We start from the raw sequence: 534 nt of genomic DNA, 5'->3' as shown, positions 1-534 counted from the left end.
TTCACATTTTTCTGCATATCTGACACTTTGGTTCCCACTACTTATTTGGTGGACACCACTTTGTCTAATTCGTCAGATTCTGACCAGACGGTTCAGGCTATACGCTTACGAACATCTGCGGGCTCAGATAGAAAAACTGCGCCGGATGCTGTTCGGTACCCGTTCTGAAAAACTGCGTCGTGAAGTTGAACAGGCTGAGGCCCTGCTGAAACAACGCGAACAGGACAGTGATCGTTACAGTGGGCGGGAAGACGATCCGCAGGTTCCCCGCCAGTTGCGACAGTCTCGTCATCGTCGCCCGTTACCGGAGCATCTGCCCCGCGAAATAAATCGCCTGGAGCCAGAAGAAAGCTGTTGCCCGGAGTGTGGCGGTGAGCTGGATTATCTGGGGGAAGTCAGCGCAGAACAACTGGAACTGGTGAGCAGCGCTCTGAAAGTGATCCGCACAGAACGGGTAAAAAAAGCCTGTACAAAATGTGACTGCATCGTTGAAGCACCGGCACCATCCCGTCCGATAGAGCGTGGTATCGCGGG

1 pseudogene is annotated in these 534 nt (G+C 53.4%); it reads left to right on the top strand.

Annotation, left to right across the window (positions count from 1 at the left end):
• Positions 1-109: 109 nt before the first annotated feature.
• Positions 110-534, top strand: a pseudogene (locus tag BGK49_RS17425) (transposase domain-containing protein); the annotation flags it as partial.

It is taken from the genome of Shigella sp. FC1544, assembly GCF_001722145.1.
Lineage (GTDB): Bacteria > Pseudomonadota > Gammaproteobacteria > Enterobacterales > Enterobacteriaceae > Escherichia > Escherichia coli.
This window is presented reverse-complemented; position numbering and strand designations above follow the sequence as displayed.